Genomic DNA, 16,529 nt, shown 5'->3' on the forward strand with positions numbered 1-16,529 from the left:
GCGCCCCGCCTTATACGATGTGGCAGTGCGCTACCTGTTGCGGCCGTTTGCTCTGTGGTGCCGCTACCTGCCGCAACTGGTCGCGTTGTATCTGCTGGGCTGGCTGGGACGCAAGGGCGCCATCGAGTTGGCCGCCTTCGTCGGCTGGGACAACGACGTCTGGGCCGCACTGATCATGCCGTTTGCGGGTCTGGCCAGGCTCGGCTCGTATGTGGCGATGTTCCTGGTCCTGCGGCAGGCGATTCCGGTCCTGGCGGCCCTGCCGCGACGCTCGGCGCGAAGCGTTGACGTCTTCGCCAATATCATCGTGCCGTTCTTCGCGATCTATCTGGCGTGGAAACTGTTCGCCGAGGACTGGATCGACTTCGAGACGGCGGCACTGGACTATCGGGTGGGCGCCGCTATGACGGCCGCCTTGGAGACCGGTCAGGTCAGCGAGTTGCACCCGGATCAGCTGCCGATCAGCGGCGTCACCTGGGCCATCATAGTCACCGCGCTCGTCCTGCGTTATGTGCTGGGCAAGTTCAAGGAGAGTCTGCCGGGTTGGATGCTCGCGGTGCGCGTGTATGTCGACGCCTTGTGGGTCTTCCTCACCCTGTCCTTTGCCGCCAGCCAGGGCGTCGGCATCCTCATCAACCCGACAGGGTGGATCTCTCAACGTCGAATCGTCGTCTGGTTCAACGACACCCGTGCCGAGTTGTTCTCCCACTTCCAACCGCTGGAGAACGTGTGGGACGCCGCGATGGCGGTGCTGCGCACGGCGTTCGGTGGTGCCACCATCCCGCTGCTGTGGCTCGCGGTGGCCGGGATCATCTACGGCATCACGATGCCGGACTGGCGACGTGCGGCGCGGCGAGTGGTCGGCCGCCGCGCCGATATCGTGATCGACCGCGCGACCGAACGCCGCAGGCGACTCAGCGAGCGCGGGTGGCGGGTCCATGAGACGGCGGGCGAGCGTCTTCTGGCATGGGTGCGGTCGAAACTGGGCAACTACAACACGATCGTCGACTCGGCGCGGCTGGTGCTGCACGGCGGCCTATTGGGCCTGGGCCTGTACGTTTTCGGCTATCTCGGGTTGGCCTGGCTGGACATGTCGGGCGCCTTCTACCGCCCCGAAATCACGATCGGATACCTATTCCGTTTTGTCGCTTGGATTCTCGGGCCGCATCCGCTGCCGTTCTGGAACGGTTTCGCCGACACCATCGCCTTGGTGTCGCACATGATCATCGAACCGTTGCGGGTGTGTCTGATCGCGTCAACCATCGCGTATTGCCTCGAGCAGGCCCAGGCCGACGATGCCGAGAAGGCGGAGAAGGCTAGAGAAGCAGCCGCACAATGATCCGGCCGTCGAATTGCACGATGTCCATCGCGGTCGGAACCACATCCTGCGGGTGCAGGAACGTGTACCGGAGTTTCCCAGGGGCGCTGCACATGCCGGTCACCCCGTCGGTGTCCGGCACGCTGTAGCCGCCGATGCCTTCACTGGACCACCGCCGCTCCCCGTCGGTGAGCACGCCCTTGCAGATCACGTCGGTGTACGGCTCTCCGGAGCGGTCGACGGTGATGACGGTCAGCACCGTGCCCTCGGGCAGCGGTGGTCCGAACCGCGACGGGTTGCGATTGAGGTGGCGGATCGAGTCGATCTTCCACGTCCGCCCGTCGGCCTCACCACTTGTGCCGACGGGCACGACCGCGCCGGGAACGACCGTCTGCCGATACTCCGCCCACGACTTGCCCAGATCCGTCGCGATGATCACACCGAGAGCGGCCAGCGTGACCACCGCACCGATCACGTTGCGCACCCACAACTTCGACAGCAGGGCCCTCATGGCGATGCGCTCACTTCCGGCTTGTCCAGCGTGACGGCGTCGACCCTGCTGAACCGCGAACCCTCCATCGGCAGTCGGATGGACAGCCGTGAGTCCATCCGGCCGTCACCCACCCAGATGTTCAGCGTCATCGGGGCCGTTGCACCGGGCTCAACCAAGTCCCGCGCCACGTCGAAGACCAACGAGCCGCGCTGCGTGATTCCGGGGCTGACCTCACCCAAAAGCAAGTCGAGGGTGAACGCCTCGGACGGCGAGTAGGTGTTGGGACCGACGATCAGGGCGCTGTGTGGCAGCTCGGTGGTGTGCGTGCCCTCGAACGCGGCGTCGACAACGACCCAGACCCCGGCGGGCGCAACGCCGTTCACCGTCGAGGCGATGCGGACACCGTCCACGGTGGCCGACACGCCGCGACCGGTGACCGTTTCCCCCGCGTCGCCGTGCACATCGAACGGGCCGAGCACATCGGTCGGGGTCGGAAGGTTCTGCCACACCAGGGCGGCCGCCGCGATGGTCAGGACGGCCGCAGCGGCGGCGAGCGCCGGCCGCATACCCGTGTTGGGCGCCTTCACGCGGCGTCCTTGACGGGAACGACAACCTGGCCGTAGGTGTCGGTGTCGATCCACTCCTTGCCGCCGTACGTGACCATCAGCTGCGTGTATTTCTTCTTCCACACGCGCAGCGTCACCGAATCAAGCGACCGCGCGACGTCGTCGGGCACCAGCCACGCGAACACCAACTGCTCGGTCAGGCTGGGGCCGAGCGTCTGGACCGCCGAGCCGTCGCGCAGCCGGAAGACGCCGAAGAATTCCTTGCCCTCCACGTCGCGCAGGTCGAGTTGATTGCGCAGACGCCCCGGCACCGTGCCGTCGTTGCGAAGGGTGGCCACGACGCCGAGGTACATCTTGCCGGGTTTGGGCGTGCCGTAGGTGCCCTTCAGTTCGTCGACGAGCCTGGCGCGTTCGATGGTGACGGTGTACTGGCCGTCGTTGAACTCTTCGCCGGTATTGAACGGGGTGACTTGCTTGTTCACCGTGTCCAAGCCGCCGAACGCGGCGGTGGCGACGAGCACGATGAGCAGGGCCGCACGCCGCGTCTTCTGCGAACCCAGTCGCTCGAACCAGTGCAGCCACCCATCGGATCGCGCGGCGGGCTGGGGCGCCTCGGGTGGTCGACCCTCCATGGTGCGCAATGCTATCGGCTATCGGCGCAGGCGAGCTCGGAGAGTGTCGGCGGTGTCGCGAACGACGCCGAGTTGCCTGGCGACCTGGGTGGAGGCCGTACCACCGCGTGCGTCACGGGAATTGACGCTGCCGTCGACCGTAAGAATGTCGCGCACGTCGGGCGTCAGCTCGGGATGGATGGCGGCGAGTTCGGCGTCCGCGAGCTCCTCAAGCCCGACTCCCCTCTCCTCGGCCGCGCGTACCGCCGCGCCTGCCGCCTCGTGCGCCACCCGGAACGGCACTCCCCGCTTCACCAGCCATTCGGCCAGATCGGTGGCCAATGTGTAGCCCAGCGGCGCGAGTTCGGCCATCCGGTCGACGTTGAAGCGCAGCGTGCCGACCAGGCCGGCCATCGCGGGCAGCAACAGCTCGAGCTGGGCCACCGAGTCGAATACTGGCTCCTTGTCTTCCTGCAGGTCGCGGTTGTACGCCAACGGCTGGGCCTTGAGCATCGCCAACAACCCGGTGAGATTGCCGATCAGCCGCCCCGATTTCCCGCGAGCCAACTCGGCGATGTCGGGATTCTTCTTCTGCGGCATGATCGAGCTGCCGGTCGACCAGGAGTCGTGGAGTGTGACGTAGCCGAATTCCGTTGTGCTCCAGAGGATGATGTCCTCAGCGAGGCGTGAAAGGTCGACGGCGATCATGGTGAATACGAATGCCGCCTCGGCCGCGAAGTCCCGCGCCGCGGTGGCGTCCACGGAATTGTCTGCCGCGCTGGTGAATCCGAGTTCGGCGGCGATCGCGTCGGGATCGAGCCCCAACGACGAACCCGCCAACGCGCCTGCCCCGTACGGCGACACCGCAGCGCGCGCGTCGAAGTCGATCAAGCGGTCGACGTCGCGCAGCAGCGGGTGGGCGTGCGCCAGCAGATGGTGTGCGAGCAGGATCGGCTGCGCCGACTGCAGATGCGTCTTGCCGGGCATGATCGCTGTCGGATGCGCCGCCGCCTGAGTGGCCAGCGCCGACACCACATCCAGTGCGCCGTCGGCGACGCGTCTGGTCGCATCGCGCAGCCACATCCGAAACAGCGTGGCCACCTGGTCGTTTCGCGACCGGCCCGCGCGCAGCCGGCCGCCGAGTTCGGCGCCGACCCGGTCGATCAGGCCGCGTTCGAGCGCACCATGCACGTCCTCGTCGGTGGGCAGCGGGACGAAGCTGCCGTCGGCGACGTCCTCGGCAAGGCTGTCCAGCCCCGCCAGCAGGCCGTCGCGCTGCTCTTCGGTCAGCAGGCCCGCCTGATACAGCACGCGGGTGTGGGCCTTCGACGCGGTGATGTCATACGGCGCGAGCACCCAGTCGAAATGCGTGGACTTGCTCAGCGCCGCCAACGCATCCGACGGCCCGTCGGCGAACCGGCCGCCCCACAGCGACCCCTCGTTGGTGCTCACGAGGCTCCCCGACCCCCGCCGAGATCGACCTTTTGGCGGATTTTATTCGCACTTTCGCTCCCAAATGTCGGTTTGGGCGTCATTTGAGGTCCCGGCGGGCGGCGATCTTCGAGGACAGGCCGTGCACGTGCACGAAGCCCTTGGCCGCGGACTGGTCGAACGTGTCGCCCTCGTCGTAGGTGGCCAGGTTGAAGTCGTAGAGCGACTCGGGGCTGCGGCGGCCGTTGACGGCGATATGCCCGCCGTGCAGCACCATTCGGATCTCCCCGCTGACGTGCTCCTGGGTGTCGGCGACGAAGGCCTCCAGCGCCCGCTTGAGCGGCGAGAACCACAGCCCGTCATACACCAGCTCGCCCCAGCGTTGATCGGTATGCCGCTTGAAGCGGCCCAGCTCGCGCTCCAGCGTGACGTGCTCCAGTTCGGTGTGCGCGGTGATCAGCACCATCGCGCCCGGCGCCTCATAGATTTCGCGGCTCTTGATGCCCACCAGCCGGTCCTCCACCACGTCGAGCCGGCCCACACCCTGCTCGCCCGCGCGGCGGTTGAGCTCTTCGATGGCCTGCAAAACCGTCACCCGCCTGCCGTCGATCGACACCGGAACACCCTTCTCGAATCCGACGATCACCTCGTCGGGCGTGCTCCAGTTGACGGTCGGGTCCTCGGTGTAGTCGTAGACGTCCTTCGTCGGGGCGTTCCACAGGTGCTCGAGGAACCCGGTCTCCACCGCGCGGCCCCACACGTTCTGATCGATCGAGAACGGCGAGCGCTTGGTGACGTTGATCGGGATCGCGTTCTCCTCGGCGAACGCGATGGCCTTCTCTCGCGTCCACGCATAGTCGCGCACCGGCGCCAGCACCTCCAAATCCGGTGCCAGCGAACCGAATCCGACCTCGAAGCGGACCTGATCGTTGCCCTTGCCTGTGCAGCCGTGAGCGACGATGCCACCGCCGTACTGGCGCGCCGCCTCGACCAGGTGCTTGACGATCAGCGGCCGGCTCAGCGCCGACACCAGCGGATAGCGATCCATGTAGAGCGCATTGTTCTGGATGGCGGGCAGGCAGTATTCGTTGGCGAACTCGTCGCGCGCGTCGATCACGACGGCTTCGACCGCGCCGCAGTCCAGCGCCCGCTGCCGCACCACCTCCATATCCTCGCCGCCCTGGCCGAGGTCGATCGCCACGGCGACGACCCCGCGGCCGGTCTCCTTGCCGATCCAACTGATCGCCACGGACGTGTCCAGGCCGCCGGAATACGCCAGGATGACGCGTTCGGACATATAAACCAATCTCCTTGTGTAACAGCTCTATTTCAGGTTCTCGATGTGGGTGGCGAGTTCCGCGCCGGTCATCGGCTCGCGGGCGACCACGAAAAGGGTGTCGTCGCCGGCGATGGTGCCGACGACATATGGCAGCGACGCGCGGTCGATCGCGCTGGCCAGATACTGCGCCGCGCCCGGCGGGGTGCGCAGCACCGCGAGGTTGCCGCTGGCGTCGATCGACGTCAGCAGGTCGCCGAGCAGCCGCGACAGTCGTTCCGTGCCACCGGAAACGCCGCGCACCGGGCTGCCGTCCTCGGGCACCACGTACACGCCGACGCCGCCGTCGGCGCCGCGCAGCTTGACCGCACCCAACTCCTCCAGATCGCGCGAAAGCGTGGCTTGGGTGACCTCGATGCCCTCGGCGGCCAGCATCGCGGCGAGTTCGCTTTGGCTGCGCACCTGTTTCGATGACAGCAGGGCGACGATGCGGGCCTGCCTGCCCGCGCGGGTGCCGCTGACTTCAGGGGCTTTGCCTGACGTCATGATCGCTCCAGCAGCCAGGCCAGCAGCGCCTTCTGCGCGTGCAGCCGGTTCTCCGCCTCGTCCCACACCCCGCTCTGCGGGCCGTCCATCACCTCGTCGGTGATCTCGTGGCCGCGGTGTGCGGGAAGACAGTGCAGCACAACGGCTTCCGAGTCCGCCCGCGCCAACAGCTCGGCGTTGACCTGGTACGGCCGAAACGGTGCGACGCGATCCAGCCCGTCGTCCTCCTGCCCCATCGACGTCCAGGTGTCGGTGACCAACACGTCGGCGCCCGCGGCGGCTTCGGCGGGGTCGGTAGTGAGGTACACCCGTGCGCCGGTGCGCTTGCCGCGTTCCTCGGCCGCGGCGACGATGTCGGGTCGCGGTTCGAACCCGGCAGGCGCGGCGATCGTGACGTCGACGCCAGCGGTCACACCGCCCAGCATCAGCGAGTGCGCCATGTTGTTGGCCCCGTCACCGAAGTAGGACAGCCGCAGACCTTCCAACCCGCCCTTGCGTTCGGCGAGCGTCTGCAGATCGGCCAGCACCTGGCAGGGATGGAACTCGTCGGAGAGCGCGTTGACGACGGGCACGGTTGCGTTCGCGGCGATCGACGTGAGCCGGTTCTGGCCGAAGGTCCGCCAAACGATCGCTTCGACATAGCGGGACAACACTTTTCCGGTGTCTTCCAGCGTTTCGTCGCGGCCGAGTTGGGTGCTGCGGCCGTCGACGACGACAGCATGGCCACCGAGCTGGGCGATGCCGACCTCAAACGAGAACCTGGTGCGGGTCGAGTTTTTGTCGAACATGACCGCCACCGCACGGGGACCCTCGAGCGGCCGACGGTGAAAGGGGTGCTGCTTCATCTCGGCGGCCAACGCCAGCACCTCGGCCTGCTCTTCGGGCGACAGGTCGTCGTCGCGCAGGAAGTTGCGGACCGTCATGACGCGGCCGCCTTGTCCAGCACACCGGGCAGCGCGCCGAGGAATTCGGCGATCTGCGCCTCGGTGATCACCAACGGCGGCGCCAGCCGGACCAGGTCCGGCGCGGCGGCGTTGACCAGGAATCCGGCGTCGCGGGCGGCGCTTTCGACGGCCTTGCCCTGCGGTGCGGTCAGCGCGATGCCTCGCAGCAGCCCGCGACCGCGGACGTGATCGACGAGCGGATGACCCAGCGACTCGATGCCGTGGTGCAGCGTTTTGCCCAGCACGTCGGCACGCGAGACCAGGTCCTCATCGGCCAGCACCCGCAACACCGCAAGGGCCGCGGCCGCGCAGATCGGATTGCCGCCGAAGGTGCTGCCGTGCAGCCCCGGCGTCAGCAGGTCGCCGACCGAGCCGACGGCCAGGCAGGCCCCGATCGGCAGCCCACCGCCGAGCCCCTTGGCCAGCGTGACGATGTCGGGCGTGATGCCGTCGTGCTGGTGCGCGAAAAACGTTCCGGTACGGCCCATTCCGGTCTGCACCTCGTCGATCACCAGCAGCGCGCCACGCGTTGCGGTGAGCTCGCGGGCGGCAACCAGATAGCCGTCCGGGGGCACCACGACGCCGCCTTCGCCCATGATCGGCTCCAGGAACACCGCGGCCGTCGCCTCGTCGACCGCCTCGGCGAGTGCGGCCACATCGCCGTACGGCACATGCACGACATCGCCGGGCAGCGGCGCGAATGGCTCCTGCTTGGCGGGCTGGCCGGTCAACGCCAGGGCACCCATTGTGCGGCCGTGGAAAGCCCCGTGGGCGGCAACGACTTTCTTGCGGCCGGTCAGCCGGGTGATCTTGAACGCGACCTCGTTGGCCTCGGCTCCGGAGTTGCAGAAGAACACCCGCGCATCGGCGCCCAACAAGCCGACCAGCGCTTCGGCCAGCGCCACGCCGGGTTCGGTGATGTAGAGGTTCGACGTGTGTCCCAGCGTGTTCATCTGCGCGGTCACGGCCTCGATCACGGCGGGATGCCGGTGCCCGAGCACGTTGACCGCGATGCCGCCGAGCAGGTCGATATAGGACTTGCCGTCCGCGTCGGTGACCACGGCCCCGTCGCCGCTGACCAACGTCAGTGGCGGGGTGCCGTAGTTCTTCATCATCACACTTTCCCAGCGCTGTATCAGCGTCATGCCGCAACCACCTTGGTGCCCGTCCCCTCATCGGTGAACAACTCGACCAGTACGCAGTGCTCGACGCGGCCGTCGATGACGTGGGCGCTGGGCACCCCGCCCGACACGGCCCGCAGACACGCCTCGATCTTCGGCACCATCCCCGACTGCAGCGTGGGCAGCAGTTGGGTCAGTGCGGCCGTGTCGATCTCACTGACCAGCGAGTCCCGGTCGGGCCAGCTGGTGTACAAGCCCTCGACATCGGTGAGCATCAGCAGCTTCTCGGCGCCCAGCGCCTCGGCCAGCGCCGCCGCCGCGGTGTCGGCGTTGATGTTGTAGACCACCCCGTCGGTGTCGGGCGCGATCGTCGACACCACCGGAATACGGCCCGCCGCAATCAAATCCCGCACCGCCGCCGTGTTCACCTGGTCCACGTCGCCGACCAGGCCGATGTCAGTGGCCACGCCGTCGACGGTGACGCTGCGTCGCACCGCGGTGAACAGGTGCGCGTCCTCCCCGGTGATGCCGACGGCGTACGGGCCGTGCTTGTTGATCAGGTTCACCAGTTCGCGGCCGACCTGACCGAACAGCACCATCCGCGCGACGTCGAGCACCTCGGGTGTGGTGACCCGGAAGCCGCCCTTGAAATCGCCCTCGATGCCAAGCCGTTTGAGCATCGAGCTGATCTGCGGCCCGCCGCCATGCACGACAACGGGATGGATCCCGCAGTTGCGCAGGAAGACCATGTCTGCGGCGAACGCCCCGCGCAGCATGTCGTCAGTCATGGCGTTGCCGCCGTACTTGACCACGACGATCTTGTCGTGCAGTTGCTTGAGCCACGGCAGCGCGGCGGCCAGCACGTCGGCTTTGGTCTGGGTTGATGCCGTCATGAGCTGTAGGCCGAGTTCTCTTCGACGTAGGCGTGTGACAGGTCGGTGGTGCGGATCGAGGCCCGCTCGCTGCCGACACCGAGGTCGATGGTCACGTCGATGTCGGCGCCGGACAAGTCGACCTCGCGGGCGCCGGGGGCTCCCACGCCGTCGACGCAGACCGGAGAGCCGTTGAAAGACACCGAGATCCGATCCGGTTCGAGCTGCACCGGGGCCATGCCGACGGCGGCCAGCACGCGTCCCCAGTTGGGGTCGGAGCCGAACAGCGCGGTCTTGACCAGGCTGTCGCGGGCCACCACCCGGGCCGCCGTCAGCGCATCGGATTCGGTGGCTGCGCCGGTCACCGTGACGACCACACGCTTGGTGACGCCTTCGGCATCGGCCTGCAGTTGCGCGCACAGGTCGTCGCACACCCGCAATACGGCCTCGTCGAGTTCGTCCTGGCTGGGCGTGATTTCACTCGCGCCCGAGGCCAGCAGCAGCACGGTGTCGTTGGTCGAGCAGCTGCCGTCGACATCGAGCCGGTCGAATGTCAGGGCGCTGGCCCGCCGCAACGCCCGGTCCAGCGCGGCGGCGTCGGCGACGGCGTCGGTGGTGAGCACACACAGCATCGTGGCCAGCGACGGGGCCAGCATGCCCGCGCCCTTCGCCATGCCGCCGACGGTCCAGTTGCCCGCATGATGCAGCGCGACCTGTTTGGGCACCGTGTCGGTGGTCATGATGGCGCGCGCGGCCTCCTCGCCGCCGGTGAGCCCGCCCGCCATTTCGTGCACGATCTCGGTGACACCCGCGAGCACCTTGTCCATCGGCAGCCGGTCGCCGATCAAACCCGTTGAGCAGACGGCGACTTCGATGGCTCCGGTCTCGCTGCCCCAGTCCGACAGGGCGGCGGCGACGGCCTCGGCGGTGGCGTGGGCGTCCTGGAATCCGCCCGGTCCCGTGCAGGCGTTGGCGCCGCCGGAGTTGAGTATCACCGCGCGCAGCCTGCCCGTCGTCAGCACCTGCTGGGTCCACAACACCGGCGCGGCCTTGACCTTGTTGCGGGTGAAGACACCGGCCGCGGCGTAGTCGGGTCCCTCGTTGAACACCAGCGCCAGATCCAGTGCGCCGGATGCCTTGATGCCCGCGGCGATGCCGGTGGCCTTGAATCCTGCCGGCGCGGTAACTCCTTGGGTGCGAATCAGTTTCGTGGTTCCCGCCGAGGTGTCCGTCACGGCGCCACCCCCACGATCGACAGGCCCTCAGTCTCCGGCCAGCCCAGCGCGAGGTTCATCGACTGAACGGCCGCGCCGCCGGTGCCCTTGACAAGGTTGTCGATCGCCGCGATCGCGACGAACGTGCTGGCGTCCTCGTCGACGGCGACGGCGATCTGTGCGGCGTTGCTGCCGATCACCGCGCCCGTCTTTGGCAGTTGTCCGTCGGGCAGCAGATGGACGAAAGGTTCGCTGTCATAGGCCTTCTCGTATGCGGCGCGCAGTTGCGACAGCGGCGCCTCGGTGCGCGCGGTGCAGGTGGCCAGAATGCCGCGCGACGTCGGAATCAACACCGGGGTGAACGACACCGTCACGTCTTTGTCGGTGACAGCGCGCAAGCCCTGCGCAATCTCGGGTGTGTGGCGGTGCTTGCCGCCGATGTTGTAGGCGCGGGCCGACCCGATGACCTCCGACCCGAGCAGATCGGTTTTGGCGGCGCGGCCCGCACCGGAGGTTCCGCTGACCGCGACGACGGTCACCGCGGGTTCCACCAGGTCCTCGGCGATCGCGGGCAGCAGCGCGAGCAGCGCCGCGGTCGGATAACAGCCGGGGACGGCGATCCGCCTCGCGCCGCGCAGCCGGTCGCGCGCCCCGGGCAGTTCGGGCAGCCCGTAGGGCCAACTTCCGGCGTGCGTGGACCCGTAGAAGCGCTCCCAGGCGGCGGCGTCGGTGAGCCGGAAGTCGGCGCCGCAGTCGATGATCACCGTGTCGGGGTCCAATTGGTCGGCCAGCGCCGCGGAGTGCCCGTGCGGCAACGCGAGGAAGACGATGTCGTGGCCGGCCAGGACGTCGGCGTCGGTAGTCTCCAGCACGCGGCCGCTCAACGGCAGCAGGTGCGGGTGATGCTCACCCAATGTGGTGCCGGCACTGGCGGCGGCCGTCAAGGCGCCGATCGTCAGCCGGCCGTCGGCGTAAGCGGGATGACCGAGGAGCAGTCGCAGGATTTCTCCGCCGGCATATCCGCTGGCCCCGGCCACGGCCACAGATGTCATGCAGGAGATTCTGCATGGTTATGCAAACTGTTGCAAATCCATTAAACGTGCGGTCAGCCCAGCCGGATGTCGGGGACCAGGGCGTGCACGCCCTCTTCGGTCGCCCCGAGGGTGGTCGACAACTGCCAGGCCACCTCGCGAACCCGCTGGCCCATGTGTTCGGCCCGCTCCTCGGTCATCCTGACCTCCGGCACCGAGACGCCGATCGCGCCGATGACTTTCTGTGTGTGATTGAACACCGGCGAGGCGATCGCATAGATGCCGACCGTGCGCTGCCCCTTCGACGTCGCATAACCGCGCGCTCGCGCCTGGTCGAGTTCGCGCTCAACTTCGACCGGGTCGACGGTGGTGGCCTCGGTCTTCTTCTCGATCGGCTCGGCGAGATAACGCCGGCGCTCCTCTTGTGGTAGCGCGCTCCAGATCGCCTTGCCCGGGCCGCCGTGCGGAAGCTTGATCGGCACGCCGATGTCGGTGTAGGTGCGGCGCAACTCCTGGTGGCTTTCGACCTGCGCGGCCACGATGCGGTGACCCGCGCCGAGATATTCGTGCAGGCCGACCGTCTCGTCGAACTCGTCGCGCAGATCGGTCATGAACGGCAGCGCGGCCTCGCGGAACGTCCGCGGGATGGCGCCAGAGTTGGCCAGCTGCAACAGAAATGGGCCCAACCCGTAGCGCTTCGTGCCGGTTTGGCGCACCAGGTGGTTCTTCTGCATTGCCGCCAGGAGCCGGTGCACGGTGGTGGTCGACAGGCCGGTCTGCCTGGCCAACTCACTGATGCCCAGTTCGGGACTGCGCCCGTCGAAGCAGCGCAGGATCGCAACGGCCCGATCGATCGACTGCACGCCGGCACGTCTCTGCGGTCCGACGGACGAATCGTCGGCCGAGTCGTCGGTTTTACTCACGAATTCCTCTCTGTCCGTGACCCCACCATTTCAGCCCAGCGCCGGTTTGCGGTGTGACCCAGGCCGTAACAGAGCCTTGACGTGACGCCGCTCACCTTCATAAGCTTTCTGCATTGCGTAAAGACTATCCCACAATGCGGGAAGGATCAATGCGACCTCTTAACGGCTTCCGAGTCCTCGACCTGACGCGCTTCCTCTCCGGGCCCTACTGCACGATGGTGCTCAGCGAGCTCGGGGCCGACGTGATCAAGATCGAGCAGCCAGGCACCGGTGACGACTCGCGCCGGATGGCCCCCAAGATCAACGGCGAGAGCTATCCGTTCGCGATGCCCAACCGCAGCAAGCGCTCGGTGGCCATCGACCTGAAATCCGACCGCGGCCGCGAACTGTTCCTCGAACTGGCCGCCAGTGCCGACCTGGTGATCGAGAACTTCAGACCCGGCGTCGCGCGCAGGCTCGGCATCGACTACGACGCGGTGCGCAAAGTGCGCGACAACATCCTCTACTGCTCGATCAGCGGATTCGGCCAGACCGGGCCCTACCGTGACCGGCCCGGCTTCGACATCATGGCCCAGGGCATCGGCGGGTTCATGCGGATGACCGGTCATCCCGACGGCAAGCCGACGAAGGTGGGCATCGCCATCAACGACATCGCCGCAGGCGCCACCGCCATCTACTCGATCCTGGCCGCCGAACTTCACCGCAGGCAGACCGGCGCCGGCCAGTACATGGACATCTCGCTGGTCGATGCCGGACTGGCATGGACGGTGTGGGAATCCGGGGCCTACTTCGGCAACGGCGAAGCGCCCGCGCCGACGGGAACCCGGCATCGGCGCTCCACCCCCTATCAGGCCTACCGGACCGCCGACGGCTACGTGACGATCGGCGCCAACACCGACCGGCTGTGGTTGCGGCTGATCAACGACGTGCTCAAGCGCCCCGACTGGGCCGACGACCCGCGCTTCGTCGACCTGCCCGCACGGATGGCCAACATCGACGAACTCGAACGCGAAATCGAGTCCATCACAACGACATTGCCGACCAGCGCCTGGGTCGAACGGATGGACGCCGCTGGCGTGCCCGGCGGCCCGGTGCTCACCTACGAAGAGGCGCTCGCCGACCCCCACGTGCTGGCGCGCGGCATGATCGTCGAACTCGAGCATCCGGTGATCGGGCCGATGCGCACCATCGCGCCGCCCACCCGGTTCTCCGACATCGACTACAGCGTGCGCTCCCCCGCGCCGTGGCTCGGCCAGCACACCGTGTCGGTGCTGACCGAACTGGGAATCGACCGCGACGAACTCGAACGTCTGCTCGCCGAAGGAATCCTCTACGACGCCCACCCCGAACTACAGGAGCAAGTGCAATGAGTGACGAGATCCTCGTCGAGCGCGACGGCGCCGTGGCCACGGTCGTGCTCAACAAGCCCGACAGCCACAACGCCATCTCGCTGGCCATGTACCAGCGGATCCCCGACGAGTTCGCCGCGCTCGACGCCGATCCGGAGATCAAGGTCGTCGTCGTGCGAGGCGCCGGGACCAAGAGCTTCGCCTCAGGCGCCGACATCAGCGAGTTCGAGGAGGTGCGCGGAAACGCCACGGCGGCAAAGGCTTACAACGAGCACGTCGCCGCTGCCGAGCACGCCGTCGAAGGGCTGAGCAAGCCGACGATCGCGATGGTCCACGGCTACTGCATCGGGGGCGGCTGCGGCATCGCGCTGGCCTGCGACCTGCGGTTCGCCGATGAGCGATCCCGGTTCGGCATCACGCCGGCCAAGCTGGGCCTGGTCTACAGTCTGGAGTCGACCAAGCGTCTCGTCGACGTCGTCGGACCGTCGCGGTCGAAGTGGATCCTGTTCTCTGGCCAGCCCGTTTTCGCCGAGGACGCGCTGCGTCTCGGGCTGATCGACGAACTCATCCCCGCCGACGAGCTGGAGGACCGGACCTATGAGTTCGCCCGGCTGATCACCACGCGAGCGCAATACAGCGTGCGCTCCGCCAAGCGCATCGTGAACGTGATCCTGGCCGGCCAGACCGAGGACGACGACGTCACCACCGAGATCCGCAACTCCTCGTTCGACACCGAGGACTACGCGGAGGGAGTCCGGTCGTTCCTGGAGAAGCGCAGCCCGAGGTTCACCTGGTCATGACCACCACCGATCCCGGGATGTCCGCCGATCCCGTCGCCGCCGCGCGCCGCGCCGCCGAGGTCGCCGAACCGGAGTTCGGCCGCTACTTCCTCATCCACTTTCTCGGACTGTCGATCGCCTATGACGACGACGAGCAAAGCTGCACCGTCACACTGCCTTTCGCGCCGCACCTGTGCAACGCGGCGGGCGTGGTGCACGGCGGGGTGCTGTCCACCGTACTCGACATCTCGATGGGCCACGCCTGCCAGAAATATCTGTCCGCCGGATCCACGATCGACATGGAGATCCACTTCGCGCGGGCGGTCCGCACCGATGCTGTGTGCACCGGCCGCATCCTGCACGGCGGTCGGCGCATCGTGCACCTGGAGTCTCGTCTGTTCGATGACCGTGGCCGCCTCGCGGCATCCGCCACCGGTTCGTGGTTCCGACACGAGACCACTTAATCCCAACCAACACTCAACGAGGAGAACACGATGCGACTCAAGGCACTGCTCGCATTGGTGGCCACATTCGCCGTCTTCATCCTGACGGCATGCGGCGCAGGCAGCGGCTCCAGCGAATCCGCCGAGGACTATCCGTCCAAGCAGCTGGATTGGACGATCGCGTTCGGTCCCGGCGGCGGCAATGATTTGATGGCCCGCAAGCTGGTGCAGATCATCCAGGATCAAGGGCTCTACCCCGCCGATATCGCCGTCGAGAACCGCGAAGGTGGCAGCGGCGCCACCGGCTGGGGCTACCTGATGTCGAAAGCCGGTGACCCGTACAACATTTCGACCACCTCCGGGTCCTTTTTGACCACGCCGCTGCAGTCGGACCCCGGCTGGACCTATAAGGACTTCACCCACGTCGGCCTGATGGCCACCGACGACGCGCTGCTGGTCGTCGACGGCAAGAGCCCCATCAAGACCTACGAGGACTGGGTGCGCTTCGCCAAGGACAAGGGCAAGGTCGTCGTCGGCGGCATCGGCACCGTCAACGTGGACTTCATCCTGCAGTCGCTGATCGCGAAGAAAGAGGGATACGAGATCGAGTACGTGCCCTTCAACGAAGAGGGCCAGCTGCAGACCTCGCTGCTGTCGGGTGCTCTCGAAGGGATGGTGTCCAACCCCGGATCCATTCTGGGACAGGTGAAGTCCGGCGACATGAGGCCGCTGCTGTTCACCGGCAAGGAGCGGCTGCCCGCGCTGCCCGACGTGCCCACCGGCGAGGAGAAGGGCATCAAGGACCTCCCGTCGATGCCGCGCGGCCTGATCCTGCCGCCCGACGTGCCCGACTACGCGCGCGACTGGTGGATCAAGACCATGCAGCAGGTCGTCAAGTCCGAGGAGTGGCAGCAATTCCTGGACCAGAACTATCTGACCCGCGACGAACTCTGGGGTGACGACTTCACCGCCTACCTGGAGACGACCACCAATGATTTCGAGACGACGCTGAAGGAGCAAGGCGCACTGTGACGGCGACATCGCGTCCCACTGCACCTGCGGCCCGCGGCCGCCACGTCAACTGGTCCAAGCTGGCGTTCCTCGGTGTGCTGCTGCTCGCCTTCGCCTTCTACACCGAGATGGCGATGGGCATGGAGTGGCGCACCGCCGCGGGCCGCATCGGCCCGGGTTTCTTTCCTCGCATTCTCGGCGTGACGGCCATCGCGATCATCGTGATCGCGGTCGTGCGCGAAGTCGTCTCCGGCTCAAGCGAAGAGCAGACCGACCAGGTCCAGGCCGCCGAGGAGGCCGCCGAACCCGACCTCGGCAGGCACACGCCGGCGCTGATCGCGTTCATCGGCGCCGCGGCGCTGTTCGTCGCGCTGTTCGGCGTACTCGGCGCCGCGCTGGCCGGCGTGCTGTTCCTCGGCGTGACGCTGTGGTTCCTGGACCGTGAACACCACATCCGCGCGGTGATCATCGCCGTCGTGGTTCCGATCGCGTTGTATTTCGCCCTGCAGGTTGGTCTGAACGCCGGGCTGCCCGAGGGCATTCTCCCGCTCAGTTAAGGAGAACCATGTCCGACCTGATGACCGGCCTCGCCACGCTGTTG

18 protein-coding genes are annotated in these 16,529 nt (G+C 67.3%); 6 read left to right on the forward strand and 12 right to left on the reverse strand.

Going from position 1 to position 16,529, the window contains the following annotated elements; all coding sequences use genetic code 11:
• The first annotated feature begins 25 nt into the window (after positions 1-25).
• Entirely contained in the window at positions 26-1,339 is a 1,314-nt protein-coding gene (locus tag CQY20_RS21600; protein WP_097942132.1) for a hypothetical protein, read from the forward strand.
• On the opposite strand, the gene CQY20_RS21605 is transcribed toward CQY20_RS21600, so the two are convergent.
• The 12 genes from CQY20_RS21605 to CQY20_RS21660 form a co-directional block, all read right to left on the reverse strand.
• On the reverse strand, positions 1,317-1,829 hold the full coding sequence (locus tag CQY20_RS21605) for a hypothetical protein (protein WP_234816344.1): 513 nt from the start codon (positions 1,827-1,829) through the stop codon (positions 1,317-1,319). The genes CQY20_RS21600 and CQY20_RS21605 overlap by 23 nt on opposite strands.
• Complete coding sequence (locus CQY20_RS21610) at positions 1,826-2,398, reverse strand: hypothetical protein (protein ID WP_234816345.1); 573 nt, start codon at positions 2,396-2,398, stop codon at positions 1,826-1,828. Before CQY20_RS21610 ends, CQY20_RS21605 begins: the two co-directional genes overlap by 4 nt.
• Entirely contained in the window at positions 2,395-3,009 is a 615-nt protein-coding gene (locus CQY20_RS21615) for a hypothetical protein (protein ID WP_234816346.1), read from the reverse strand. Before CQY20_RS21615 ends, CQY20_RS21610 begins: the two co-directional genes overlap by 4 nt.
• Positions 3,010-3,027: 18 nt before the next feature.
• Complete coding sequence (gene argH, locus CQY20_RS21620) at positions 3,028-4,440, reverse strand: argininosuccinate lyase (protein ID WP_097942133.1); 1,413 nt, start codon at positions 4,438-4,440, stop codon at positions 3,028-3,030.
• A 79-nt stretch (positions 4,441-4,519) separates the two neighbouring features.
• On the reverse strand, positions 4,520-5,716 hold the full coding sequence (locus CQY20_RS21625) for an argininosuccinate synthase (RefSeq protein WP_097942134.1): 1,197 nt from the start codon (positions 5,714-5,716) through the stop codon (positions 4,520-4,522).
• A gap of 27 nt (positions 5,717-5,743) precedes the next feature.
• A complete protein-coding gene (locus CQY20_RS21630) occupies positions 5,744-6,241 on the reverse strand; it encodes an arginine repressor (protein ID WP_097942135.1) in 498 nt (165 codons plus the stop codon).
• Positions 6,238-7,164, reverse strand: coding sequence for an ornithine carbamoyltransferase (gene argF / locus CQY20_RS21635; RefSeq protein WP_097942136.1), 927 nt, complete (start codon positions 7,162-7,164; stop codon positions 6,238-6,240). Before argF ends, CQY20_RS21630 begins: the two co-directional genes overlap by 4 nt.
• Complete coding sequence (locus tag CQY20_RS21640; protein ID WP_097942137.1) at positions 7,161-8,330, reverse strand: acetylornithine transaminase; 1,170 nt, start codon at positions 8,328-8,330, stop codon at positions 7,161-7,163. Before CQY20_RS21640 ends, argF begins: the two co-directional genes overlap by 4 nt.
• The gene (argB, locus tag CQY20_RS21645; RefSeq protein WP_097942138.1) at positions 8,327-9,199 is read right to left on the reverse strand and encodes an acetylglutamate kinase; all 873 of its coding nucleotides are present in this window, start codon (positions 9,197-9,199) and stop codon (positions 8,327-8,329) included. The genes CQY20_RS21640 and argB overlap by 4 nt, the downstream gene beginning before the upstream one ends.
• Entirely contained in the window at positions 9,196-10,413 is a 1,218-nt protein-coding gene (argJ, locus tag CQY20_RS21650) for a bifunctional glutamate N-acetyltransferase/amino-acid acetyltransferase ArgJ (protein WP_097942139.1), read from the reverse strand. The genes argB and argJ overlap by 4 nt, the downstream gene beginning before the upstream one ends.
• Positions 10,410-11,444 (reverse strand): N-acetyl-gamma-glutamyl-phosphate reductase, encoded by a 1,035-nt coding sequence (gene argC, locus CQY20_RS21655; RefSeq protein ID WP_097942140.1) that lies wholly within the window; start codon positions 11,442-11,444, stop codon positions 10,410-10,412. Before argC ends, argJ begins: the two co-directional genes overlap by 4 nt.
• 53 nt (positions 11,445-11,497) lie before the next feature.
• Entirely contained in the window at positions 11,498-12,346 is an 849-nt protein-coding gene (locus CQY20_RS21660; RefSeq protein ID WP_097942141.1) for an IclR family transcriptional regulator, read from the reverse strand.
• A 149-nt stretch (positions 12,347-12,495) separates the two neighbouring features.
• Here CQY20_RS21660 and CQY20_RS21665 point away from each other — a divergent pair, with 149 nt between their 5' ends.
• From CQY20_RS21665 to CQY20_RS21685, 5 genes are read left to right on the forward strand one after another with little or no spacing between them, the layout of a single operon-like run.
• Positions 12,496-13,716: a CaiB/BaiF CoA transferase family protein gene (locus CQY20_RS21665; protein WP_097942142.1), complete on the forward strand. Its 1,221-nt coding sequence runs from the start codon at positions 12,496-12,498 to the stop codon at positions 13,714-13,716.
• Complete coding sequence (locus CQY20_RS21670; protein ID WP_097942143.1) at positions 13,713-14,495, forward strand: enoyl-CoA hydratase-related protein; 783 nt, start codon at positions 13,713-13,715, stop codon at positions 14,493-14,495. Before CQY20_RS21665 ends, CQY20_RS21670 begins: the two co-directional genes overlap by 4 nt.
• Positions 14,492-14,938, forward strand: coding sequence for a PaaI family thioesterase (locus tag CQY20_RS21675; protein WP_097942144.1), 447 nt, complete (start codon positions 14,492-14,494; stop codon positions 14,936-14,938). Before CQY20_RS21670 ends, CQY20_RS21675 begins: the two co-directional genes overlap by 4 nt.
• A 30-nt stretch (positions 14,939-14,968) precedes the next feature.
• Positions 14,969-15,949: a Bug family tripartite tricarboxylate transporter substrate binding protein gene (locus tag CQY20_RS21680; protein WP_097942145.1), complete on the forward strand. Its 981-nt coding sequence runs from the start codon at positions 14,969-14,971 to the stop codon at positions 15,947-15,949.
• The gene (locus CQY20_RS21685; protein WP_097942146.1) at positions 15,946-16,485 is read left to right on the forward strand and encodes a tripartite tricarboxylate transporter TctB family protein; all 540 of its coding nucleotides are present in this window, start codon (positions 15,946-15,948) and stop codon (positions 16,483-16,485) included. Before CQY20_RS21680 ends, CQY20_RS21685 begins: the two co-directional genes overlap by 4 nt.
• The last annotated feature ends 44 nt before the right edge of the window (positions 16,486-16,529 follow it).

It is taken from the genome of Mycolicibacterium agri (assembly GCF_002553505.1).
GTDB lineage: Bacteria > Actinomycetota > Actinomycetes > Mycobacteriales > Mycobacteriaceae > Mycobacterium > Mycobacterium agri.